This is a genomic window from Sphingobium sp. TA15, from assembly GCF_037101235.1.
GTDB classification, from domain to species: domain Bacteria; phylum Pseudomonadota; class Alphaproteobacteria; order Sphingomonadales; family Sphingomonadaceae; genus Sphingobium; species Sphingobium indicum.
Genome location: NZ_AP025356.1, coordinates 168315 through 190284, shown reverse-complemented (window position 1 = coordinate 190284; position 21970 = coordinate 168315). Strand labels below are relative to the sequence as shown.

The window sequence follows — 21970 nt, the reverse complement described above, 5'->3', positions numbered from 1 at the left end:
AAATCGAAGCGCATCATGTTTGATAGAAATTCCCTATCAATCGGCGTCGGGCTGGGCGGAGGGATGGGCCGCGGCGAAGGCGTCGAGCGCCCGCGCCCTTTCCCCCGCCGCGACGAGGGCGGGAAAGGGCGAGAGGTCGACATGGAAACGCTCCGCCGAATAAAGCTGCGGCACCAGATAGCAGTCCGCCAGCCCCGGCCGTTCGCCAAAGGCGAAGCCCCGGCCATGGCGCGCCACCAATGTCTCCAGCGCGGCGAAGCCGTCCGTGATCCAGCGGGCGATCCAGCGGTCGAGCGCGGGCTGGTCCGCGCCGAAATCGGCCTTCAGCGCCTGCAACACGCGCAGATTGTTGAGCGGGTGGATGTCGCAGCCGATCAGCGCCGCCATGGAGCGGACCAGCGCCCTGCCCTCCGCATCCGGGGGCAGCAAGGGCGGCTGGGGCCAGCGTTCCTCTATCCATTCCATGATGGCCGGGCTTTGCGTGAGGGTGAAATCGTCCGCCTCCACCGCCGGGACGAGTCCCTGCGGCGCGATGGCGCGATAGTCCGGCTCCCGCTGCGCGCCGGTGCGCAGGTCGTGCGTGACCTGATCATAGGCGACGCCCTTCAGGTTCAGCGCGATCCGCACGCGATAGGCGCTGGTCGAGCGCCAATAGCCGTGGAGCGTGAGCGCGCTCATCGGGCCGGGGCGATCATGGCGCGGCATTCGCCGAAGCCGATGGACACATAGCCGTCCGCCCGCGCCACCGCGCTCAGCGCCAGTTCGTCGCCATCCTCCAGGAAAGCGCGCTCCTCGCCGGTGGGCAGGACGATCTTCGCCTGGCCGCCCCCGGTCAGTTCCATGAGGCTGCCGAAACTGTCCGGCGTCGGGCCGGAGAGGGTGCCCGTGCCGAGCAGGTCGCCGGGATTGAGGTTGCAGCCGTTGGAGGCGTGATGGGCGACGATCTGCTGCGCGGTCCAGTACATGGAGAAGGCCGGGCCACGAGAGAGGCGCATCGGCGGCATGGCTTCGGCCCGCATTTTCGCGCTCGACAGATGGACCTCCAGGTCGATAGCCAGCGCGCCCTGGGCCTGATCCGCTTCATCCCATAAATAGGGCAAGGGTTGCGGGTCGCCCTGCGGCCGCGGAGGCTGGGCGATGCGGAAGGGGGCCATCGCCTCCGCCGTCACGACCCAGGGGGAGATGGTGGACTGGAAATTCTTGGCGAGAAAGGGGCCAAGGGGGACATATTCCCAGGCCTGGAAGTCCCGCGCCGACCAGTCGTTGAGCAGGCAGAAGCCCGCTATATGGTCCGCCGCATCGGCAATCGGCACGGTTTCGCCCAGCGCATTGCCCGCGCCGATCCAGATGCCGAGTTCCAGTTCATAGTCCAGCCGCTGGCTTGGCCCGACCACCGGCGCGTCGGCTTCGGGGGGTTTTCGCTGGCCCCTGGGACGGACGACCGGGACGCCGGACGGGCGGATGGAGGAGGCCCGGCCATGATAGCCGATGGGGACATATTTATAATTGGGCAGCAGTGGATTGTCGGGGCGGAACAGCCTGCCGATGTTGGTGGCGTGGTGAATGCCGACATAGAAGTCGCTATAGTCGCCGATGGTCGCGGGCAGGTGCAGCGCGCAGTCCGCCGCCCGGTGCAGCAGGGGTTCGGTGGCGGGGCGTTGGGCTTCGTCGCTGAAAAGGGCGCTCAGCCAGCGGCGCAGCGCCAGACGGTCCGCCGCCGGGAGCGCCATCAGGGCGTTGAGGGTCGGTTCGCCGAAGACGGCGGATGCTGCGGCGGGGAGCAGGCCCGTCTGCGCGGCGGCGCGCAGGTCGAATATCCGCTCCCCTATCGCCACCCCTGCCCGCGCCGCGCCGCCGGGGGGCGAGAAAATGCCGTAGGGCAGGTTCTGGATCGGGAAGGCGGGATGGCCGTCGGCTCCCTCCACCCAGCTCGACCGGGCGGGATCGTGGGTTTCGTCGATCCGGGGGAAGCTCATGCCCGTTCCTCTCGCGGCAGTCGCGCCTTGGCGAAGCCGGACCAGCAATCGTCATAATCCAACTGGCCAAGCGGCGTTTCCATTGCGAAGCGGGTCGGGCGGAAAGGGTAGCGGCTTTCGAACATGAAGGCCATGCTGTCGGCGATCCGGTGCGGCTTCAGTTCGGCGGCCAGCGCGCCTTCGTAGCTCGCCCTGTCCGGGCCGTGGCCCGCCATGCAATTGTGCAGCGACGCGCCGCCGGGGGCGAAGCCGCCCGCCTTCGCGTCATAACTGCCGTGGATCAGGCCCATGAATTCGCTCATCACATTGCGGTGAAACCATGGCGGGCGGAATGTATCCTCCGCCACCATCCAGCGCGGCGGGAAGATCACGAAGTCGCAATTGGCGGTGCCCGGCCGGTCGCTGGGGGCGGTCAGCACGGTGAAGATCGACGGGTCGGGATGGTCGTAGCTGACCGTGTTCATCGTGTTGAAGCGGCGCAGATCATAGCAGCAGGGCGCGAGATTGCCGTGCCAGGCGGCTACGTCGAAGGGGGAATGGTCCTGCGTCGTCGCCCATAGTTGACCGCCATATTTCTGGACGATTTCATGGGGCGTGTCGTCATCTTCATATCGTGCGGCGGGGGTTTCGAAGTCGCGGGGGTTGGCGAGGCCGTTGGAGCCTATAGGGCCAAGGTCGGGCAGGCGGAACGAGGCTCCGTAATTTTCGCAGACATAGCCGCGCGCTGTTCCGTCGGGCAGGTCGACCTTAAACCGGACGCCGCGGGGGATGAGCGCGATCTGGTGCGGGGCGATGTCCATCACGCCCATTTCGGTGGTGAGGCGCAGCCTGCCCTGTTGCGGCACGATCAGCATTTCGCCGTCGGCATTGGCGAAGGCGCGCTGTTCCATCGGGCGGTTAGCGGCATAGAGGTGGACGGCCAGCCCCTCCCCCGCCGCCGGGTCGCCCGCGCCGCAATAGCTGACCAGACCGTCGATGAAGTCCACCGGCCGTTCGGGGATCGGCAGGGGATCCCAGCGCAGGCGGTTGGGGGTGGGCGGGACTTCATCGAACGGGCCGCTGCACAGGAGCGTATCGGCTTCATAGGGGCGGTAGGGCGGATGATTGGCCGCCGGGCGCAGGCGGTAGAGCCAGCTTCGCCGGTTTTCCGCCCGTGGCGCGGTGAAGGCGGTGCCGGACAATTGTTCGGCATAGAGGCCATAGGGGGCGTGCTGGGGGGAGTTGCGGCCAACGGGCAGCGCGCCGGGCACGGCCTCCGTCGCGAAATGATTGCCGAAGCCTGTCATCATGGGGGCCTGGGGTGGCCTGCTCTCTCCCATTTCGGCGACTCCCGATGGCATCAATTGCAACCATCATAGCGCTTTGCGGATAAAGTATCAAATGTTACCAGTTGGGGATGACCGACAAGATGCTGCGCCTGGATGCGTTCATTCCCTATCGCCTGTCCTTCACGGCGGCGTTGCTGAGCGACGCCATTGCGCAAAGTTATGAGGATTTGTTCGGCATCGGCATCGCGGAGTGGCGGGTGATTGCCTGGGTGGCGGAACGGGGGAGCATCACCCAGCAGCAGATTTGCGCGATGAGCCGCATGGACAAGGTGACGGTGAGCCGGGCGGCGATTGCCCTGACCGGGCGGGGAGTGCTGCGGCGCTTGCCCAATGCGGAGGACAGGCGGTCGCATCTGCTGGCGCTGACGGAGGAAGGGGAGCGGCTGCATGCGGCCATCGCGCCCAAGGCTCTGGAAATGGAGAGCGGGGTGTTTTCGCATTTCAGCGCGGAGGAGGTGGAGGCCTTTGTGGGGATGTTGCGGCGGATCGATGCGGTGGTTTTGGGGGGGTGATCTGTCCTTTTCCTCCCTGCGCGTAGCGTGGGGAGGGGGACCATGCGAAGCATGGTGGAGGGGAATGGGGCGCGACCTGCGTATTTCCCCTCCACCACCGCCTTCGGCGGCGGTCCCCCTCCCCATCTTTGATGGGGAGGAATTGATGGTGGCTTAGGTTATGTTTGGGATTTCGCGGGCGATGTTCAGGACGGCTTGGGCTAGGGGGCCTAGGGGGGCGCGGTCGGAGACTATGACGCCGATGCGGCTGCCTTCGTCCGCTTCGGGGAGGGCGAAGGTGCGGACCCAGTCCAGGCCGTCCAGCAGCATGGCGTGGCTGTCCGGCACGATGGAGCAGAGGCGGCCCTGCCGCACCAGCGCGAACAGGGCGACATAGCTGTCCGCCGTCACCACCGGGCGCAGCGCCAGGCCGCGTTCGCCCAGGCGGGCGTCCAATATGCGGCGGTTCTGCATCCCCTGGTGCAGCAGGCAGAGCGGCAGGGCGGCGACATCCTCCCAGCTTGGCGTCCGGCCTTCGTCCAGCACGCCCTTCGCCGCCGCCAGCATGTAGCGTTCGACGTAGAGCGGCGCGGCGAGCATGTGGGAGGGCGGCTCGAAATCCAGATAGGTGAGGCCCGCGTCCAGTTCGAACGCGGTCAGTTCCCGCTCGATCTGGCGGGAGGTCAGCGCCCGGACGGAGATGTTGAGGCCGGGGTGCCGTTCCAGCAGCGCCTCCACCAGCGGGCCGACCGCGGGCATCGCCGCCGGGATCGCGCCCAGCCGCAATTCGCCCTGCAACGGTCCCTTGGCGACCGCCGCCGCCTGCATCAGATTGTCGGCCGCCGCGACCAGTTGCTGCGCCCAGGGCAGGATCGCCCTCCCCTCCTCCGTCAGTCCGGCATAGCGGCGGTTGCGCAGGATCAGGCGCTTGCCAAGCTGCGCCTCCAGCGCGGAGATGCCCGCCGACAGCGTGGGTTGCGACACGTTGCAGGCCGTCGCGGCGCGGGCGAAATGCCCCTCCCTCTCCAGCGCCAGGAAATATTGGAGTAGCCGGGTCTGCATGCGCCTTGCCTATTTTCCCGGTTGATAGGGTAAAGTGTCGCGACATGTAAGCCGGGTCTGGACGATGGGCGCAAGGCCTACTATATACCGCCCGGTATGGAAACACAGACTCAGGCAGCGCGGGGCCGCCCGCGCGAGTTCGATCCGGAAGAAGCGCTCGGCGCCGCGCTGAACGTGTTCTGGCGGCGCGGCTATGAAGGCGCGTCCATGGCGGAACTGACCGAGGCGATGGGCATCACCAAGCCCAGCCTCTATGCCTGTTTCGGCAACAAGGAATCCTTGTTCCGCAAGGCGCTGGATCTCTATGAGCGGGACAAGCTGTGCTACATGAAATCCGCGCTGGAGGCGCCGACGGCGAAGGGCGTGGCCGAACGGCTGCTGCGCGGGTCGCTGGCGATCCAGACCGGGACCACCGATCCCCATGGCTGCCTGGGCGTCATCAGCACGGTGGGGTGCACCATCCAGGCGGACTCGATCCGCGAAGATGTGATGGCCCGCCGCACCTCTTCGGACGCGGCGCTGCTGGCCCGGCTGGAGCGGGCGCGGGACGAGGGCGACTTTCCCGATACGATCGAGCCGCAGGCGCTGGCCACCTATCTGACGACGGTGATGCAGGGCATGGCGGTGCATGCGGGCGCGGGCATGTCCCGCGAACTGCTGGAGCAACTGGTGGACACGACGCTGGCTGTGTGGCCAGGCAAGTGACGGGAATCCGGGGCTTTCCGGATTAAATACCAAAAAATTACCGACCGGTATAAAAAGATCGTTGACCCCGCTGCCGTCGTTCATTATATACTGTTCAGTATTGAATGGACCTGCGATCAAAAGGGGTCGTGAAATGCGGATATTTATCGAAACCTGTCGTCGCTGACGGCTTGAGCGGCCAGCCCAACAGGGGGCCGTGACCAGACAAACATAGCACGCCTGATGCGCGGCCGCCGGTCGCGTGGCGGGGAGATTTTTTTTCACGTTCGGCCGGGAAGGCTCGCAGCGGACGATCCTGCATCGGCCCGATCCCCCCGGTTTTGCGTCATTCACAGGGGAATAGTCATGGCATTTCTGCAACTTGCCGCGCTGGCCGACGATGGCGGGACTATTGGCGTCAAGAAGGCGGCGGCGAACCCCGGTTTCGCGCCGGTCGAATGGCAGATCATCCAGCTTGCGCGGCGGGACGGGCTGGATTCGCTGCGCGCGCCCGATCTGTGGGACCGGGTGAAGGGCTGGATCTTCGGGCAGCGGGCCAATCCGCGCCTCGCCAATATGCGGCTGGAGAGCCTGCGGCGGCTGGCGGTCGACGCCTGGCATCGCGGCTATGCGGTGCGTCCGTCCTATCTCAAGGCCTTTTTGAAGGCCGGTTTCAACGAGGGCCAGCTTGAAACGCTGCTGGCCAGCATCAGCGCGCAACGGCGCTTTCGCGCTTCCCGGAGCAGATAAATCATGAACATGCATGCACCCATCGACGTCGACACCCGGTCGGCGACTCCCCTCTCCCGCTGGCGCAAGCGCCATGTTTCGCTGGCCGCGATGGCCCTGGTCATCCTGGGCGGCGTGGGGTGGAAGATCGTCGACAGGCCGGAGGCGCAGGCGGCGGCCACGCCGCTGGTGACCGTGGGCATCGCCGCTCCGCTGAGCCGGGCGGTGACGCAGTGGGACGATTATGTCGGCCGCTTCGCGCCCAGCCAGACGGTGGAGATCCGTCCCCGCGTGTCGGGGTCGGTGACGGCGATCCATTTCCGGGACGGCGACTATGTGAAGGCGGGGCAATTGCTGTTCACCATCGACCAGCGGCCCTTCCTGGCGGCTCTGGCCGAGGCGCGGGCCAGTACGGCAAGTGCGCGGAGCGCGCTGCTGCTGGCGCAGAATGATTATGGCCGCGTGCAGCGGCTGACCGGGGACGAGGCGGTTTCGGCGAGCGAGGTGGATTCGCTGCGGTCGCGGTTGCAGGCGGCTCAGGCCGCGCTGGCGGGCGCGCAGGCGCGGGAGCGGCAGCGGGCGCTGGAGGTGGAGTTCACGCAGGTGCGCGCGCCGATTTCGGGGCGGGTTTCGGACCGGCGGGTCGATATCGGCAATCTCGTCTCGGCCGGTGAGGGCGCCGGGGCGACGTTGCTGACCACGGTCAACAAGATCGATCCCATCTACTTCAACTTCGACGCTTCCGAGGCGCTGTACCTGAAGTCGCAGCGCGACAGGGGCGCCGGCGGGACGGTCGAGGTCCGGTTGCAGGATGAGGCGGATTACCGGCACAAGGGGCGGCTGGACTTCACCGACAACGGGCTGGACCCGCGTTCGGGGACGATCCGGGTGCGCGCCGTGTTCGACAATCCGGACATGTTCCTGACGCCGGGGCTGTTCGGCAACATGCGGCTGGCCAATGGGGGCAAGGTCAATGCCCTGCTGGTGCCGGACGAGGCGATCCAGTCCGACCAGGCGCGCAAGACCGTGCTGGTGGTGGCCCAGGATGACAGCGTCGTGGCGAAGCCGGTGGAACTGGGGCCGGTGGTGGACGGGCTGCGCATCATTCGCGCCGGGCTGGCGCCTGGGGATCGGGTGATCGTTTCGAACATCCAGGCGGCCATGCCTGGGGCGAAGGTCGCGACGCGGGCGGTGGCGGTCAAGGCGGCTCCGGCGCCGGTTGCGGCGGTGGGTGCGGCTGTTCCGGCGGCGGCTCAGGCTACCTTTGCGCGCTGACCAAAGCCCATAGGACGGCGCGCTCCTGCGAAGGCAGGAGCCTGGTTCTACCGTTTGATCTGGGCTCCTGCCTTCGCAGGAGCACGGAATGATATAGCCGGTCCGTTTCCCCGGATCGCGAACCCCTTTTCACGCCATCGAGGAATTCGTCCGATGCGCCTTTCCCGTTTCTTCATCGACCGGCCGATCTTCGCCGCCGTGATCGCGGTGATCATCACCGTGGTCGGCGCGCTGGCCTTTGTCGGCCTGCCTGTTTCGCAATATCCCGACATCGTGCCGCCCACGGTCACGGTTTCCGCCCAATATCCCGGCGCTTCGGCGGAGACCGTCGCGTCGACCGTCGCCGCGCCCATCGAGCAGGAGATCAACGGCGTCGACAACATGCTCTACCAGAGCAGCCAGTCGACCGGCGACGGCAAGGTGACGATCACCGTCACCTTCAAGGTCGGGACCGACCTGGACGCGGCGCAGGTGCTGGTGCAGAACCGCGTGGCCGTGGCCGTCCCGCGCCTGCCGGAGGAGGTGCAGCGGCTGGGCGTCGTCACGCGCAAGACGACCCCGGAATTCCTGATGGTCGTCAACCTCCAGTCGCCCGACGGCACGTTCGACCGCAACTATATCTCCAACTATGCGCTGACGCAGGTCCGCGACCGGCTGGCGCGGCTGGACGGCGTGGGCGACGTGCAGTTGTTCGGATCGCGCGACTATGCGATGCGCATCTGGATCGACCCCGACCGCGCCGCCGCGCTGGACCTGACGGCGGGCGAGATCGTGCAGGCCCTGCGCGCCCAGAATGTGCAGGTGTCCGCCGGTTCCATCGGCCAGCCCCCCTACGATCGCGGCGAAGCCTTCCAGCTAGGCGTCGAGATGCAGGGCCGCCTGACCGAACCGCAGCAGTTCGCCGACATCGTCGTCCGCACCGATGCGGACGGCCGTCAGGTCCGGGTGGGCGACGTCGCCCGCGTCGAGCTGGGCGCGCAGGATTACGGCATCAACACCTATCTGTCGAACAAGCCGACCGTCGTCATCGCGACGATGCAGCGCCCCGGATCCAACGCGCTGGACGCGGCGGAGAAGGTGAAGGCGGAGATGGAGCAGCTTTCCAGGCGCTTCCCCAAGGGGCTGGAATATAGCGTCATCTACAACCCGACCGAATTCATCAGCCAGTCCATCGACGCCGTCTACCAGACGCTGTTCGAAGCGGTGATCCTGGTCGTCATCGTCATCCTGGTCTTCCTCCAGAACTGGCGCGCGGCGGTCATCCCGATCATCGCCATCCCGGTGTCGCTGATCGGCACGGCGGCGATCCTGGCCGGGCTGGGCTATTCGCTGAACAACCTGTCGCTGTTCGGGCTGGTGCTGGCCATCGGCATCGTCGTCGACGACGCCATCGTCGTGGTCGAAAATGTCGAGCGCAATATCGAGCATGGCATGACGCCGCTGGAGGCCGCCCGCACGTCCATGGACGAAGTGTCGACCGCGCTGGTCGCCATCGTCCTGGTGCTGTGCGCGGTGTTCGTGCCGACTTTGTTCATCACCGGCATTTCGGGCGCCTTCTACCAGCAGTTCGCCGTCACCATCTCCACCGCGACGATCATTTCGCTGATCCTGTCGCTGACCTTGTCTCCGGCGGCGGCGGCCCTGCTGCTGAAGTCCAGGCATGACGGGCATGCCCTCCGCAACGCGCCTCGCTGGCGCCGGATCGCGGCGCAGGCGGCCGACCGCTTCAATCGCGGCTTCGACCGTCTGAGCGCAGGCTATGCCCGCCTCACCCGCTTCCTGGTGGCCCGGCCGAAGAAGATGCTGCTGACCTATTCGGGGCTGATCGCCGCCACCATCGCCCTGTTCTGGGTGACGCCCGGCGGCTTCATCCCCGCGCAGGACCAGGGCTATTTCCTGGCCGTGGTGCAACTCCCCTCCGGCGCGTCGCTGGAGCGCACCGACAAGGTGACGCGGGAGGTCGCGGCGAAGATCCTGCCCATCAAGGGCCTGCGCGGCGCGGTGATGTTCGCCGGCTTCCATGGCCCTTCCCAGACGCAGGCGCCCAACAGCGCCGCCATCTACTTCCCGTTCAAGACCTTCGCCGAGCGTCGGCAAGAAGGCGTCACCTATGCCGGGATCATGGAGCAGGCGAACCAGGCCGTCGCCGGTTATGACAAGGCCCGCATCCTGATCGTGCCGCCGCCGCTGATCCAGGGCATCGGTTCGGCGGGCGGATACCGCCTGATGGTGCAGGACCGCGAGGATCATGGCTATGCCGAGCTGAACAGGGTTGCCCAGGACTTCATCGCCAAGGCGAACCAGACGCCCGGACTCAACATGGTCTACACCCTGTTCGATGTCGGCACGCCCCGCGTCTATGCCGATGTGGACCGGCGCAAGGCCGACCTGCTGGGCGTTCCGCCGGAGCGCGTGTTCGAAGCGATGCAGGTCTATCTGGGCTCCGCCTTCGTCAACGACTTCAACCTGCTGGGCCGCACCTATCGCGTCACCGCGCAGGCCGATGCCGACCATCGCGGCACGGTGGCGGACATCGCCAACCTCAAGACCCGGTCGAACAGCGGCCAGATGGTGCCCATCGGTTCCGTCTCGACCTTCAAGGACAAGACCGGCCCCTATCGCGTGGTGCGCTACAACCTGTTGCCGGCGGTGGAGATCGACGGCGATACGGCCCCCGGATACAGTTCGGGCCAGTCGCTGACGACGATGGAGAAGCTGGCCGATTCCACGCTTCCCGACGGTTATGGCCGGGAGTGGACGGGCGTCGCCTATCAGCAGGTGATCGCGGGGAACACGGCGGGCATCGTCTTCGCCATGGCGGTGTTCTTCGTCTTCCTGGTGCTGGCGGCGCAATATGAAAGCCTGACGCTGCCGCTGTCGATCATCCTGATCGTGCCGATGTGCCTGTTCGCGGCCATGCTGGGCGTGAATTTGCGGGGCATGGACAATAATATCCTGACGCAGATCGGGCTGGTCGTGCTGATCGCGCTGGCGGCGAAGAATGCGATCCTGGTGGTCGAATTCGCCAAGCAGGCGGAGGAGGAACAGGGGCTGTCGCCGGTGGAGGCCGCCGTGCAGGCGGCGCAGACCCGGCTGCGGCCGATCCTGATGACCAGCTTCGCCTTCATCCTGGGCGCGGTGCCGCTGGTGATCGCGAGCGGGGCTGGCGCGGAACTGCGGCAGGCTTTGGGCACGGCCGTCTTCTTCGGGATGACCGGCGTGACCGCCTTCGGCCTGCTTTTCACCCCCACTTTCTATGTCGTGTGCCGCGCATTGGGCGACCGCTTTTCCCGCAAGGGCAAGGGTCAGGCGCCCGCCGCGCTGCAACCCGCCGAATAAGGAACGGCATGATGATCAAGACATTGCTTCCCCTATTGCTCGGCGCATCGGCCCTGACCGCTTGCGCCGCAGGGCCGGACTATAAGGCTCCGGCTACCCCGACCGCTGCCGCAGGGGCCTTTATCGGCGCGGCCAGTCCGGCGGTCAGCGTCGCGCAGGCCGACGACCATTGGTGGCGGCTCTACAGCGATCCGGTGCTGGACGGGCTGGTGCAGGACGCGCTGAAGGCGAATACCGACATCCGCGTGGCGGTCGCCCGGCTGGAAAAGGCCCGCGCCCAGTTGCGCGGCGCCCGTTCCGACAGGCTGCCGCAAACGACCTTGAGCGGTTCGCCCAGCTATGGCCGGGCATCGGCCGCGCAGAGCTTGCCGGGCGCCGACAGGGAGAACTGGACCATCGATGCGGGGTTGAACGTCGCCTATGAGGTCGACCTGTTCGGGCGCGTGAAGCGCAGCATCGAGGCGGCGAAGGGCGACGTCAACGCCGCATCGGCCGATGCCGACGCGGTGCGCGTGGCGGTGGTCGCAGACACGGTGCGCGCCTATGTCGACGCCACCAGTTCGGCCGAACGCCTCGCGGTGGCGCGGCAGACGGTGGCGCTGCTCGACAACAGCATCCGCATCACCAACGCCCGGTTTGAGGTCGGCCGGTCCGACCGGCTGGACGTGATCCGGGTGACGGCGCTGCGCGACAGCCAGGCGGCGGTCATCCCCAGCCTGGTGGCGGATCGGGACGGGGCGCTGTTCCGGCTGGCGACGCTGACCGGGCGGACGCCGCGGGATTTGCCGGGCACAGTCCGGGAGCGGACGGTGACGCCCGGCCTCAGCCAGCCCATTCCCGTCGGGGACGGGCGGGCACTGCTGGCCCGGCGTCCGGACGTGCGCGCCGCCGAGCAGCGGCTGGCGGCCGACACGGCGCGGATCGGCGTGGCGACGGCGGACCTTTATCCGCGCATCACCCTTGGAGGTTCCATCGGCACGACGGCGATCGGCGGCGGCGACATCTTCGGCGGCGGGCCGTTCCGTTGGCTGCTGGGGCCGCTGATCAACTGGGCCTTTCCCAATCAGGAGGCCAATCGGGCGCGGATCGCGGCGGCGCGGGCGGATGCGGACGGGTCGCTCGCCAGCTTCGACGGGACGGTGCTGCGGGCGCTGGAGGAGACGGAGACGGCGCTGTCCGTCTATGCCCATGCGCTGGAGCGGCGCGACACGCTGAAGGCGGCGCGGGAAGCGGCGGACCGGGCGGCGCGCATCAGCCTGGCCCGGCAGCGGGAGGGGCAGATCGATTTCCTGACCGTGCTGGACGCGCAGCGGACGCTGGCGGCGGCGGAGAGCGACCTGGCGACGGCGAACCGGGCGGTGGCCTTCGCGCAGGTCGACCTGTTCAGGGCGCTGGGCGGGGGGTGGACGACGGGCTGAAGCCCCCGTCCGGCATGAGGGGCGGGGCATATTTGCGGTCCCGCCTTCCGGTCGAGCGCCGCTCAACGGTTTTGCAGAATCGATAAATGACCGAGCATTACGCGTTGGTCGGCTCGCCAGCGGACTTCTAGATCGGTCCGGTCCCTCATTGAGCGAGAACCGATCATGTCCCAGAATCGTCACATCAAGCTCGGCTTCATCCTGCACGGCGTCGGCCGCACCTGGAACGACTGGCGGCATCCCGACCGCGACGTCAATGCCAGCACCAGCCTGGCCTTCTACCAGAAACAGGCGGCCACCGCGGAGCGGGGCAAGTTCGACCTGCTGTTCATCGCCGACAGCCTGTCCATCACGGAAAAGTCCAGCCCGCATTATCTCAATCGGTTCGAGCCGATCACCATCCTGTCCGCGCTGGCGGTGACCACGTCGCGCATCGGCCTGGTGGGGACGCTGACCGTCAGCTATTCCGAGCCGTTCAACGTCGCGCGCCAGTTCGCCTCGCTCGACCATCTGAGCGGCGGCAGGGCGGGATGGAACATCGTGACGTCCTGGCTGGGCGACACAGCTGCCAATTTCAGCAAGACCGAACATCCGCCGCATTCCGTGCGCTATCGCATCGCCGGGGAATATCTGGACGTGGTCCAGGGCCTGTGGGATAGCTGGGAGGACGGCGCCCATGTCGCGGACAAGGAAAGCGGCCGGTTCGTCGATCCCGAACGGCTCCACAGGCTGGATCACAAGGGCGAGTTCTTCCAGGTGCGCGGGCCGCTCAACATCAAGCGGACGCCCCAGGGCCAGCCGGTCATCTTCCAGGCGGGCGCTTCGGACGACGGGCGCAATTTCGCGGCGAAACGGGCGGAGGTCATCTTCGCCCATGCGCCGGACCTGGAATCGGGCCAGGCCTATTATGCGGACGTCAAGGCGCGGGCCAGCGGCTTCGGCCGCGATCCCGGCCAGTTGTTCGTCATGCCCGGCATCGCCCCGATCGTCGGGGATACGGACGAGGATGCGGAGGCGCGTTATCGCGAACTGGCGGCGCTGGAATCGATCGAAACCGGCCTGGGCTTCCTGTCGCGGACCTTCAACGACCATGATTTCCACCAATATGACCTGGACGCCCCCTTCCCCGACGTCGAGCATATCGGCATCAACAGCCAGCAGAGCGGGACGCTGGGCATCCTTGCCCAGGTGCGCGCCGGAAACCTGACCTTGCGGCAGGTCGTGGAGCGGCTGGCGACGCCGCGCGGCGCCTTCGTCGGATCGCCGGAAACCGTGGCGGATCGCCTGCAGCAATGGTTCGAGGCCGGCGCCGCCGACGGCTTCATGCTGTTCGAGCCGCTTCCCGGCCAGCTCGACCTGTTCGTGGACAGGGTGATCCCGATCCTTCAGGCGCGGGGGCTGTTCCGCACCGAATATGAAGGCGCCACCCTTCGCGAGCATCTGGGCCTTGCGCAGCCGGACAATCGCTTCGCCCGCAAGGCCGCCGAGAAGAACGCCGCCTGATCCTTGCGGGAGAAGTCCGATGGCAGAGAATGAAAGCCTGACAGAACAGTTCCAGGCCCTGCACAGGGAAAGGGTGCGAAGCTGGAAGCCGGAAAACCTGGCGGAGAATGTGGCGCGGCGGGCACGGCTGGTCGCCGATTTCGACCCGTCGCGGACGGTGCGGCCCGGCGATGTCGTCGAGCCCTTCCAACTGGCGGAGGCCGACGGCACGACGCTGACGCTGGAGCGCTTGACGGCCGAGGGGCCTGCGGTGCTCGTCTTCTTCCGCTATGCGGGCTGTCCGGCATGCAACCTTGCCCTGCCCTATTATGAGCGGCAGCTCTGGCCCAGGCTTCGCAAGGCCGGAATCCCGCTCGTCGCGATCAGCCCGCACCTGCCGGAGACGGGATTGGGCGCGATCCGCGAGCGGCATGGCTTGACCTACGGCATCGCCAACGATCGCGGCAACGCCTTGGCGCGCCGCTTCGGCATCACCTTCGATCGCGACCTGGTGCCGGACGGGCAGCCATCGCCCGGCTGGATCGGGGAATTGACCGGCACGGGCACGGCGGAATTGCCGCAGCCCGCCGTCATCGCCATCGACCGCGACCGGGTGGCGCGCTTTGTCGACGTCAGCCCGGACTGGCTCGCGCGCACGGAGGCACCCGCGATACTGGAGGCGGTGGGACGGATCGAAAGCGCGGCCGTCGGCTGACGATCCGTCGCCGCCGGGCGGTCAGGCGGCGATCATGGCATGACGGAAAAGATGGGATTTCTCCTTCTCCATCCAGTCCGGCGCCGGGGATGCGGCCTGCGTCCGGCGATCGAAGGTGAAATCGGGCACATGGATGTCGACGGCGAAGCGCAGCCGGCAGGTCCGGCCGCCCACCGGCCGCGAGAGCAGGATGCTTCCGTCCGGCTGGAGCGCGAACTCTCCCGACGCGATCTGCTGTCCGATCCTGCCGGTCCGGGTGCTGTGGTCGATGGTCCGGCCATTGAGCGCCACCGACACTTCGTAGCTTTCGATCTCTTCGGCGGTGAGGAGCCGGTCCGCCAGCGCCCGGTCCAGATCGGCGGCATTCCGCAGGGCCGCGTCCAGTCGCGGCAATCGCGATTGCGCATAGGCGACATGGCCTCCCGCGACGATCAGCCCGCCGTCCATCGGCAAGTCCCGCCCCGTCTCCTCGTCATGGAGGCTGAGGAGCCGCAAGCCCAGCAGAGGGCCGCGAAAGCATTGTTGCCGCCAATCCTCGACATAGGCGCCCGACGGGGCGAATTCAAGCACGCTGTTGCCGATGAAGCGCAGGATCGCCGGTTCCGGCCACTGGTTCCGCGGCTGGTAGCTTGTGGCGACAGACCAGGACATTTGCTGACTTTCCGCATCCCAGAGCGTGTCGCCGACCCAGCCCTGCCGATCCGTCACGGATGTCGCCGCGCCGTCCGGCAGCCGCAGGTCTATCGTGAAGCTGCGCGACTGGAACCAGTAGACGACCGTCCTTTCATCCGTGACGCCGGTGCAGAAGGTGATGCTCTTGCGCCGGAAGGCGCCCAGCAGGCGGCGCGGAAAGGCCGGCTGCTCCGGAACGACCGGCGGCAGCGCGCCCAGCAGGTCGGCCAGCGTCATGCGCCCGACGGCCCCTGGCGCCGCCCGAAGGAGTCGAGCGGCATGGCGTTGGCCAGCACCAGTTCCCCCTTCGCGATCCGGCGCTTGAGATAGGCGAAGGTCTGCGCCGTCTGGTTGAACAGATGTTCGCCACCCTTGAGCGGCGCATAGCGGGGCGCTTCGTCCCCCACCAGCGGCGCCACGACATAGTCGTAGTCGCAGGCGTGGAAGAAGGGAAAGGCGTAGCGCTGCTGCGCGACCTTCTTCACGCGATGGGTCGTCGCGACATAGCGGCCGTTGGACAGGATTTCCATCATGTCGCCAATGTTCATGATCATCGCGCCGTCCATCAGCGGCACATCCACCCAGTCGCCCTTCCTGTCGAGGATCTGGAGCCCGGCCGCCGTGGCGAAGAGGAGGGTGAAGCATTCATAATCGGTATGGGCGCCGATGCCCGGCCTGTCCTGCGCGCTGGAATCGAAGGGATAGTGGATGAGCCGCAACTGGCTTGGCGGATTGCGGCGATGCGCGTCGAAATGATCCTCCTCCAGCCCCAGCGCGAGCGCGAAGGCGCGGAAAATCTGCCCCCCGATGTCCGTCAGATGCCGGTAATAGGCCGACACATCCTCCCGAAAGCCCGGCATTTGCGGCCAGTTATTGGGGCCGAGCAACGGCCGGCGACCCTCCGGCCACGGATAGTCGCGGTTGACGTCATAGGCTTCCTTGAGGTCGCTGGTGCCCGCGCCGAACTGTTCCTCGCCCACGGGGACATAGCCGCTGTGGTTTTGCGAATGGCCGATATAGTTCGCCATCTTGACCTCCCGGTCGAGCGCGAAATAGGCCTCCGCCCGCGCGACGAGGCGGCGGAACAGCGCCCAGTCCAGTTGCGCCCCGCCGATGTAGAGAAAGCCCGCATCGGTGCAGGCGCGGTCCAGCGCGCGGGCGACGCCCAGCCGGTCTTCGCGGGAATCGCTGGCCAGCATGGATATGTCGACGAAGGGAAGAACAGCCATGTCGCGACGCTAGGCGAAACGGGGCATAGGCATAGATGGGACGATTCGATGATTTCCATTGATTTGATCTATGACCGCGTCATTGTGGGGCCGCGTCATTCTGGCCCGGACGGGAAAGGCGGAACATGAGCGATCGATCGTTCCTTATCGACAAGAGGTTCGCGAGCCGGGTCGACTGGAACCTGATGCGCACCTTCGTCGACATCGTCCGCGCCGGCGGGATCGGCGCGGCGGCGCGGCAGCTCAACAGGCAGCAGCCCAGCATCAGCGCCGCGCTCAAGCGGCTGGAGGATCATGTCGGCGTGACGCTTCTCCACCGCACGGCGACCGGCGTGGAAATGACGGCGGCCGGCAAGGCGATGATGGCGCTTTGCGAGGATATGCTGGAATCCGCGCAGATGATGCCGCACCAGATCGCCCAGGCCACCAGGCGCGTCGAAGGGATCGTCCGCATCCAGATCATATCCGGCCTGGTGTCGCCGGAATTCGACGAGGCGATCGCCAGCCTGCACCGGCGCAACCCGGCCATCCACATCGAAATCCGCGTGTCGCCCTGGCGCCAGGTTCTCGACGCGCTGGAGCAGGGGGAAGTCGAGATCGGCGTGGGTTACGACAGCAGCGTTCGCGGCAGCCTGATGTACGAGCCGCTGCTGGTGGAGCGCCAGCAGCTCTATTGTTCCCGCTACAGCCCCTATTTCGGATACAGGCTGAACCGCCTACACGACCTCAAGGACGAGGGATTCGTCCTGACCGGGGATGATGAGATCGAACTGATCACCCATTTGCGCCGCCGGTATCGGCTGGGGACCAAGGTGAACGGCCTGGCCGAGGACATCAACGAGGCGAAACGGCTGATCGTCCAGGGCGTGGGCATCGGGTTCCTGCCGGTGCTGGCGGCGGAGGACGAGGTGGCGCGGGAAAGGCTGTGGCCGATCCTGGACGCGGATGCCGAGCCGTCCTACGACATCTTCCTGCTGTCCCGGTCCGAACGCGCGCGCGACACGGCCACGCAGCTTTTCTGGGACGAAGTGATCCGCCGGTTGCGGGCCAAGGCGCGGACATAGATTCCATCTATGGCTTTCATCAGAACTTTACCTCTCCCGGATTGACGCAGCGCAGCACAGCCTTCCCGTCCATGGCGCCGCGCCTGACCGATGGAATCGCCCGTCGGCGCAGGCATGGCCGGGGAAGCGGGAAGCGCGATGAAGGACAAGGTCTTCAACTACACGCCGCCGGCGATGATAGCGATGGTCCTCATGTTCTGGGCCTTCGGACCCAAGGCCCTGCTGGATCGTCCGTGGACGTTCGTTGCGACGTCCTCGCTCATCACGATCGTCGTCCTGCTTCTGGAACAGGTCCATGAACGCCATTCCGGCTGGCGGATGAACAGGCAGGAATTCTTCACCGACCTGTTCTACAACGTGCTGAGCGCGACCGTCATATCCTGGGTTTCGACGAAGCTCGCCGAGGAGCCGCTGAAGGCGGCCAAGGCCTCGCTGGGCATCACCACCCAATGGGCCATGCACATGCCATGGCTGCTCCAGGTGGCGCTGGTGGTGTTCCTGATCGAATTCGGCCAATATTGGATGCATCGGTTGATGCACAACAGCACGCCCTTCTGGCTGACCCATGCCCCGCATCACCACCTGACCCAGTTGAACGCGGCGAAGGGCGCGGTGGGCAACCCCATAGAGCTGGTGCTGATCAGCCTGAGCGTGGTGGCGCTGTTCGACCTCGACAACAGCGCCGTGTTCGCGGGCATCAACGTGCTGGGCGTGATCTCCACCTTCGCCCACGCCAATGTCCGCGCCGATCCGCCGATCTGGTACGCCTTCTTCTTCACGACGATCCGCCACCACAGCCTGCACCATTCGACGGATTATGAGAGCACGCGCTGCAATTACGGCAATTCCCTGATCCTGCTCGACCGCATATTCGGCACCTATCGGGAGGGCGAGGCCGCGCTGGTCGGCCAGGATGACCGCCGCCGCCTGTCGATCTGGGAACAGACCATATTTCCCTTCCGGCCGCTGATCGACAGGGTGCGGAACGGCAGCGCGCGGAACGGCAGGGGCGCGGCGCAGGCTGCGGGCGAGGGCGCGGTCGACGGCCGGGCCGAAGCCGATGCCTCCGTCCAGAATGCCGTGGAAGGCGCGGCGCCGGCATGACGGTGACGGGCGCCCCGCAGGCCAGCGCGGCGCGAAACGCGCTGATGCGGGGCGACATGCAGGCGACGCGCCAGCTTGCCGCCACCATGGTGGCGAAAGATCCGCAGGATGCCGAGGGCCATTTCCTGCTGGGCGTCGCGGAGTCCGATGCCGGGCGCATCCAGGCGGGAATCCGGCATCTGGATCATGCGGTGACGATCGATCCCAGGGGCGAATATCGCGCGCAACTCGCCCGGCTGCTCATCATGACCCGCCGCGACGGCGACGCCGCGGCGACCCTGCGGGAGGCCGAGCAGGCCCCGCCCGCCGACGCGTTCAGCCGCGACACCATCGGCTGCGTCTATGCCCGGTTGGGGAACCATGCCGCCGCGCTGGCGCATTTCGACGAAGCCGTCCGGATGGAGCCGCGGAACCGCAATTATCGCTACAACCTGGCCGTGACGCTCAATTTCCTGGGCAGGGTCGAGGAAGCGGACGCCGCGCTGGAGGCGTTGCTTTCCCTCGCGCCCGACGATGCCCGCGCCCACCACCTGCTGGCCGGCATCCGCAGGCAGACGCCGACATGCAATCATGTCGAACGGCTGGAACGGACCCTGGGCGGCATGACGGACGGTCGCGGGCGGCTGCTGATCAGCTATGCGCTGGCGAAGGAACTGGAGGACATCGGCCGGCCGGACGACGCGCTGGCCCGGCTTTGCGTCGCGAACGCCGAACATCGCCGGACATTGCCCTACGCCTTCGCGCGCGACGCGGCGCTGTTCGACGCGATGGAAGCGGCATGGCCGCTGCCGCAGGCGAGCGCGCCGTCCGCGGCGGACCCGATCTTCATCATCGGGATGCCGCGCACCGGCACGACGCTGGTCGACCGCATCCTCTCCTCCCATCCGCAGGTCGAAAGCGCGGGCGAGTTGCAGGCCATGCCCCTTGCCGTCAAGAAGGCGGCGGGCACGCGCACCCCCACGGTGATGGACGCCGAAACGATCGCATCCGCCGCGCGCGCCGACATGGCGGCGATCGGGCGCGATTATCTGGAACGGGCGAGCCACCATCGGCGCGACGCGAACCTTCGGTTCATCGACAAGTTTCCGGGCAATTTCTTCTATGCGGGCTTCATTGCGCGGGCTTTGCCGTCGGCACGGATCATCTGCCTGCGCCGCGATCCGATGGACACGGTGCTCAGCAACTTCCGAAACCTGTTCGCCGTCGGCTCCCCCTATTACGACTATAGCTACGACCTGCTCGACACCGCCGCTTATCATGTCCGCTTCGACCGGCTGATGGCGTTGTGGCGGGAGGCTCTGCCCGGCCGCCTGATCGAGCTGCGCTACGAGGATCTCGTCGCCGACCTGGAGGGCGAGACGCGCCGACTGCTCGCCCATTGCGGGCTGGACTGGTCGGAGGACTGCCTTTCCTTCCACAGCAACAGCGCCCCGGTTTCCACCCCCAGCGCCGCGCAGGTCCGGCAGCCGATCTACACCGGATCGGTCGGGCGCTGGAAACGGCATGCGGCCGTGCTGGAGCCGGTGCGCCGCTATTTCGAACAGGCCGGGATCGACATCCCATGAACCAAGGGAAAGCGAGCGCCATGTCCCCTATCCGCCAACTGATGCTGGGCCGATTGATATTGGGCGGGGCGCTTGCCGCCGCCGCGACGCCTGCCCTCGCGGCCGGCGAGCCGGTCACGCGGCTGGTCGATTGCCGATCCGGCAGTTGCCTGCTGGTGTCGGGCCGTCGCGAGGACGCCGCCGTCCCGGTCGCGATCAACGGCCATGCGGTGCCGGTGGACGGCGCGCGCAAATGGCGGGTGCGCCTGCCCGTCGATACCGTCCGCTCATGGTCCCTGCCCCATGAGCGGACGATCACGGTCGCGGTCGGCGGCAAGGCGAGCGAGGCGAGGCTGCCGTTGGGCCTGCTGGGCCGCAGCGAAAGGCTGACGATGCTGGTGGTGCGCGCCAAGTAATAAGATAACCCGTCACTAGTAATAAAATAACGATTTGCAGTCCTGTATTGAAAGTTTCATCTCCCGGAACTATGTGATCCGAAGTCGCCGGAGAGCGGCATCGGTTCAAGATACAGGAGATGATGATGAAGATTGGCCTCGCCGCCCTTGCCGCTGCCGCATTCGCCGTCCCGGCGGTCGCCGGCGCCGCCGACAATCCCTTTGCGCGGGATCAGGCGATCCTGAACCTCAAGGGCCTGGACCTGTCCACCGCGCAAGGGCAACAGCGCCTCGCCATCCGCATGGAGCAGGCGGCGAGCGCGGTCTGCGGCAACCGCCTGTCGGGCGTCCACCTGGCCCTGGAGGCCAAGGCCCGCGCCTGCCGCGAAGCCGTCGTCGCCGACATCCATGCGCAGGTCGAGGCGCAACTGGCAATGGCTCCGGCGCCGGTGCGCTTGGCGGCGCTCCGCTGAAACGGCGCGTCCCGCGCCCGGCCGGTCCGGGGCGCGGGACGCGATCAGCGCCGCGCCCCGGTCATTTCGCCAGCCTGGCCGGATGGGGCCACCAGGTCAGCGTGTGCACGTCATGCGCCGACGTCCACAGGCCCTTTGCCGTGAAGCGCAGCGCGCCGCTGCCTTCGACCTTGCCGACGCGGGCCTTGATCTTCAGCGTTTTGGGATCGATCGCCACGAAGGTCTGCCCTTCGGTCGTGCGCAGCCATATCATGCCGCCGCCCGTGTCGATGTCGCCATATTGCAGCACATCGCCCACCTTGACGCGGCCGGTCACTTCGCCGCTGACCGGATCGACGCGGGCCACCGTTCCGTCGCCCTGTTCCTGAACCCAGACGGCGCCTTCGCCGGCGGCCAGAAAGCCCGGTTGCCTGCCCAGCGCCGTGGTGCTGGCCACGCTGTTGGTCGCCGGGTCGATGCGCTGGATCGTCGCGCTTTCGCTGCTCACCGCCCAGACGGAGCCGAAGCCGGAGGCGAGATAATAGGTTCCCGCGCTGACCGGGACGGTCGCTATCACCCGGTTGCTGGCGGGATCGACGCGGGAGACGACGCCCTTCTGGTCGCTGGCGACCCAGATCGATCCCGCTTCGGCGACGACGTTGAGTTCGCCCTTCGGATTGGCGATGCCGGTGGCTATGGTCGCCGTCTTTTCCGCCGTGGCGGCGTCGATCCGGACCAGCGCGTTTTTCTCGCAATCGGCCACCCACAGCGATCCGGCCGATAGGGCCATGGCGCCGCAGGGCCGGCCCATCGCGACTTCGGCCCTCTTGCCCTTTCGCGTCCAGCGTTCCACCCGGCCGGCGTTGGTCACCCAGACGCCGTCGCCATCGACCGCCAGGAAATCGGCGAAGCCCGGCACCTGGATCACCTGTTCGGCGGCGGGCGCGGCGGAAGCGATTGCGGCGCAGCTTGCCGCCAGCGCAGCGGCCAGGATGCGGAGCTTCGGCACGG

20 protein-coding genes are annotated in these 21970 nt (G+C 67.0%); 13 read left to right on the top strand and 7 right to left on the bottom strand.

Features of this window, described 5'->3' with window-relative positions:
- Positions 1 to 36 precede the first annotated feature (36 nt).
- From maiA to hmgA, 3 genes are read right to left on the bottom strand one after another with little or no spacing between them, the layout of a single operon-like run.
- Entirely contained in the window at positions 37 to 678 is a 642-nt protein-coding gene (gene maiA / locus Sj15T_RS18155) for a maleylacetoacetate isomerase (RefSeq protein ID WP_041386896.1), read from the bottom strand.
- Positions 675 to 1976, bottom strand: coding sequence for a fumarylacetoacetase (gene fahA, locus Sj15T_RS18150; protein WP_013053746.1), 1302 nt, complete (start codon positions 1974 to 1976; stop codon positions 675 to 677). Before fahA ends, maiA begins: the two co-directional genes overlap by 4 nt.
- A complete protein-coding gene (hmgA, locus tag Sj15T_RS18145) occupies positions 1973 to 3262 on the bottom strand; it encodes a homogentisate 1,2-dioxygenase (RefSeq protein ID WP_013053745.1) in 1290 nt (429 codons plus the stop codon). The genes fahA and hmgA overlap by 4 nt, the downstream gene beginning before the upstream one ends.
- A 110-nt stretch (positions 3263 to 3372) precedes the next feature.
- Between hmgA and Sj15T_RS18140 the strand changes: the two genes are divergently transcribed.
- Entirely contained in the window at positions 3373 to 3816 is a 444-nt protein-coding gene (locus tag Sj15T_RS18140; protein ID WP_013053744.1) for a MarR family transcriptional regulator, read from the top strand.
- Between the two features lie 153 nt (positions 3817 to 3969).
- Here Sj15T_RS18140 and Sj15T_RS18135 read toward each other — a convergent pair whose 3' ends face one another.
- Positions 3970 to 4857, bottom strand: a complete 888-nt coding sequence (locus tag Sj15T_RS18135) for a LysR family transcriptional regulator (protein ID WP_013053743.1) — start codon at positions 4855 to 4857, stop codon at positions 3970 to 3972.
- Positions 4858 to 4953: 96 nt separating this feature from the next.
- Between Sj15T_RS18135 and Sj15T_RS18130 the strand changes: the two genes are divergently transcribed.
- The 7 genes from Sj15T_RS18130 to Sj15T_RS18100 all read left to right on the top strand — a co-directional run bounded on the left by Sj15T_RS18130 (position 4954) and on the right by Sj15T_RS18100 (position 14499).
- Complete coding sequence (locus tag Sj15T_RS18130) at positions 4954 to 5562, top strand: TetR/AcrR family transcriptional regulator (protein ID WP_013053742.1); 609 nt, start codon at positions 4954 to 4956, stop codon at positions 5560 to 5562.
- A gap of 345 nt (positions 5563 to 5907) precedes the next feature.
- Entirely contained in the window at positions 5908 to 6291 is a 384-nt protein-coding gene (locus Sj15T_RS18125; protein ID WP_013053741.1) for a hypothetical protein, read from the top strand.
- Between the two features lie 3 nt (positions 6292 to 6294).
- The gene (locus Sj15T_RS18120; protein WP_013053740.1) at positions 6295 to 7545 is read left to right on the top strand and encodes an efflux RND transporter periplasmic adaptor subunit; all 1251 of its coding nucleotides are present in this window, start codon (positions 6295 to 6297) and stop codon (positions 7543 to 7545) included.
- A gap of 153 nt (positions 7546 to 7698) precedes the next feature.
- The gene (locus tag Sj15T_RS18115) at positions 7699 to 10884 is read left to right on the top strand and encodes a multidrug efflux RND transporter permease subunit (RefSeq protein ID WP_013053739.1); all 3186 of its coding nucleotides are present in this window, start codon (positions 7699 to 7701) and stop codon (positions 10882 to 10884) included.
- 11 nt (positions 10885 to 10895) lie between these two features.
- Complete coding sequence (locus Sj15T_RS18110) at positions 10896 to 12302, top strand: TolC family protein (RefSeq protein ID WP_041386895.1); 1407 nt, start codon at positions 10896 to 10898, stop codon at positions 12300 to 12302.
- A 165-nt stretch (positions 12303 to 12467) separates the two neighbouring features.
- Positions 12468 to 13805: an LLM class flavin-dependent oxidoreductase gene (locus Sj15T_RS18105; protein WP_013053737.1), complete on the top strand. Its 1338-nt coding sequence runs from the start codon at positions 12468 to 12470 to the stop codon at positions 13803 to 13805.
- 19 nt (positions 13806 to 13824) lie between these two features.
- On the top strand, positions 13825 to 14499 hold the full coding sequence (locus tag Sj15T_RS18100; RefSeq protein WP_013053736.1) for a peroxiredoxin-like family protein: 675 nt from the start codon (positions 13825 to 13827) through the stop codon (positions 14497 to 14499).
- A 21-nt stretch (positions 14500 to 14520) separates the two neighbouring features.
- Here Sj15T_RS18100 and Sj15T_RS18095 read toward each other — a convergent pair whose 3' ends face one another.
- The gene (locus Sj15T_RS18095) at positions 14521 to 15408 is read right to left on the bottom strand and encodes a hypothetical protein (protein WP_013053735.1); all 888 of its coding nucleotides are present in this window, start codon (positions 15406 to 15408) and stop codon (positions 14521 to 14523) included.
- Positions 15405 to 16400, bottom strand: coding sequence for a 2OG-Fe(II) oxygenase family protein (locus Sj15T_RS18090; protein WP_013053734.1), 996 nt, complete (start codon positions 16398 to 16400; stop codon positions 15405 to 15407). Before Sj15T_RS18090 ends, Sj15T_RS18095 begins: the two co-directional genes overlap by 4 nt.
- A gap of 125 nt (positions 16401 to 16525) precedes the next feature.
- On the opposite strand from Sj15T_RS18090, the gene Sj15T_RS18085 reads away from it, so the two are divergent.
- From Sj15T_RS18085 to Sj15T_RS18065, 5 genes are all read left to right on the top strand, one after another.
- Positions 16526 to 17464 carry a LysR family transcriptional regulator gene (locus Sj15T_RS18085; protein ID WP_013053733.1) on the top strand — a complete coding sequence of 313 codons (939 nt, stop codon included), beginning with the start codon at positions 16526 to 16528 and terminating at the stop codon, positions 17462 to 17464.
- A gap of 90 nt (positions 17465 to 17554) precedes the next feature.
- Complete coding sequence (locus Sj15T_RS18080; RefSeq protein ID WP_013053732.1) at positions 17555 to 18568, top strand: sterol desaturase family protein; 1014 nt, start codon at positions 17555 to 17557, stop codon at positions 18566 to 18568.
- The gene (locus tag Sj15T_RS18075; protein WP_013053731.1) at positions 18565 to 20133 is read left to right on the top strand and encodes a sulfotransferase; all 1569 of its coding nucleotides are present in this window, start codon (positions 18565 to 18567) and stop codon (positions 20131 to 20133) included. Before Sj15T_RS18080 ends, Sj15T_RS18075 begins: the two co-directional genes overlap by 4 nt.
- 20 nt (positions 20134 to 20153) lie before the next feature.
- The gene (locus Sj15T_RS18070; RefSeq protein WP_041386893.1) at positions 20154 to 20528 is read left to right on the top strand and encodes a DUF4873 domain-containing protein; all 375 of its coding nucleotides are present in this window, start codon (positions 20154 to 20156) and stop codon (positions 20526 to 20528) included.
- A 119-nt stretch (positions 20529 to 20647) separates the two neighbouring features.
- Complete coding sequence (locus Sj15T_RS18065; protein WP_013053729.1) at positions 20648 to 20980, top strand: UrcA family protein; 333 nt, start codon at positions 20648 to 20650, stop codon at positions 20978 to 20980.
- 61 nt (positions 20981 to 21041) lie between these two features.
- On the opposite strand, the gene Sj15T_RS18060 is transcribed toward Sj15T_RS18065, so the two are convergent.
- Positions 21042 to 21968 (bottom strand): hypothetical protein, encoded by a 927-nt coding sequence (locus tag Sj15T_RS18060; protein WP_013053728.1) that lies wholly within the window; start codon positions 21966 to 21968, stop codon positions 21042 to 21044.
- Between the last annotated feature and the right edge of the window lie 2 nt (positions 21969 to 21970).

Excerpts from the sequence above, each read along its gene's own strand:
- maiA (WP_041386896.1), bottom strand. The coding sequence starts at position 678 with ATGAGCGCGCTCACGCTCCACGGCTATTGGCGCTCGACCAGCGCCTAT.
- fahA (WP_013053746.1), bottom strand. The coding sequence starts at position 1,976 with ATGAGCTTCCCCCGGATCGACGAAACCCACGATCCCGCCCGGTCGAGC.
- hmgA (WP_013053745.1), bottom strand. The coding sequence starts at position 3,262 with ATGACAGGCTTCGGCAATCATTTCGCGACGGAGGCCGTGCCCGGCGCG.
- Sj15T_RS18140 (WP_013053744.1), top strand. The coding sequence starts at position 3,373 with ATGACCGACAAGATGCTGCGCCTGGATGCGTTCATTCCCTATCGCCTG.
- Sj15T_RS18135 (WP_013053743.1), bottom strand. The coding sequence starts at position 4,857 with ATGCAGACCCGGCTACTCCAATATTTCCTGGCGCTGGAGAGGGAGGGG.
- Sj15T_RS18130 (WP_013053742.1), top strand. The coding sequence starts at position 4,954 with ATGGAAACACAGACTCAGGCAGCGCGGGGCCGCCCGCGCGAGTTCGAT.
- Sj15T_RS18125 (WP_013053741.1), top strand. The coding sequence starts at position 5,908 with ATGGCATTTCTGCAACTTGCCGCGCTGGCCGACGATGGCGGGACTATT.
- Sj15T_RS18120 (WP_013053740.1), top strand. The coding sequence starts at position 6,295 with ATGAACATGCATGCACCCATCGACGTCGACACCCGGTCGGCGACTCCC.
- Sj15T_RS18115 (WP_013053739.1), top strand. The coding sequence starts at position 7,699 with ATGCGCCTTTCCCGTTTCTTCATCGACCGGCCGATCTTCGCCGCCGTG.
- Sj15T_RS18110 (WP_041386895.1), top strand. The coding sequence starts at position 10,896 with ATGATCAAGACATTGCTTCCCCTATTGCTCGGCGCATCGGCCCTGACC.
- Sj15T_RS18105 (WP_013053737.1), top strand. The coding sequence starts at position 12,468 with ATGTCCCAGAATCGTCACATCAAGCTCGGCTTCATCCTGCACGGCGTC.
- Sj15T_RS18100 (WP_013053736.1), top strand. The coding sequence starts at position 13,825 with ATGGCAGAGAATGAAAGCCTGACAGAACAGTTCCAGGCCCTGCACAGG.
- Sj15T_RS18095 (WP_013053735.1), bottom strand. The coding sequence starts at position 15,408 with ATGACGCTGGCCGACCTGCTGGGCGCGCTGCCGCCGGTCGTTCCGGAG.
- Sj15T_RS18090 (WP_013053734.1), bottom strand. The coding sequence starts at position 16,400 with ATGGCTGTTCTTCCCTTCGTCGACATATCCATGCTGGCCAGCGATTCC.
- Sj15T_RS18085 (WP_013053733.1), top strand. The coding sequence starts at position 16,526 with ATGAGCGATCGATCGTTCCTTATCGACAAGAGGTTCGCGAGCCGGGTC.
- Sj15T_RS18080 (WP_013053732.1), top strand. The coding sequence starts at position 17,555 with ATGGAATCGCCCGTCGGCGCAGGCATGGCCGGGGAAGCGGGAAGCGCG.
- Sj15T_RS18075 (WP_013053731.1), top strand. The coding sequence starts at position 18,565 with ATGACGGTGACGGGCGCCCCGCAGGCCAGCGCGGCGCGAAACGCGCTG.
- Sj15T_RS18070 (WP_041386893.1), top strand. The coding sequence starts at position 20,154 with ATGTCCCCTATCCGCCAACTGATGCTGGGCCGATTGATATTGGGCGGG.
- Sj15T_RS18065 (WP_013053729.1), top strand. The coding sequence starts at position 20,648 with ATGATGATGAAGATTGGCCTCGCCGCCCTTGCCGCTGCCGCATTCGCC.